Raw genomic sequence first — 443 nt, forward strand, 5'->3', positions numbered from 1 at the left:
GCCCTGAGCGTACCCAGTCCCGGGCTGTCCTGGCCGGTCACCCTGCGAATAAATCCGGCAGAATCTCCCAAAGTATCCGCCCCGGGCGCGCCGGAACCTTCACAGGAAGATGAAAGGTTCCGAACAGCTCCTGCTAGAGCGGTCCGCGCAGACTTGAACTACGTCTTGAACGAGACAACCACCGCTACCCGCCGTGGCCACACGGACGAACCAGGAGACAACACATGTCACGCACGAAGAGAATGACCCTCGCCATTTCGGCCGGGGCCTTGGCCCTTGGCGCCGGCCTTGGTGTCACCGGGATGGCCTCCGCCACGACTACTCCGACACCCACCCCGAGCTCCAGCACGTCGACGGAGGCAACGCCTGGCACCACCGACGGCCAGGGCATGCGCGGCGGCTACGGGCACGGCAGGGGCGGGGACCGCGGCGTCGCCCAGGCT

1 protein-coding gene is annotated in these 443 nt (G+C 66.8%); it reads left to right on the forward strand.

Annotation, left to right across the window (positions count from 1 at the left end):
• Positions 1–224: 224 nt before the first annotated feature.
• A partial coding sequence (locus AC1DNK_RS30015) for a hypothetical protein (RefSeq protein WP_477944882.1) occupies positions 225–443 on the forward strand: 219 nt, incomplete at its 3' end.

The sequence above is a fragment of the Rhizobium sp. 01N424 genome (assembly GCF_056399485.1).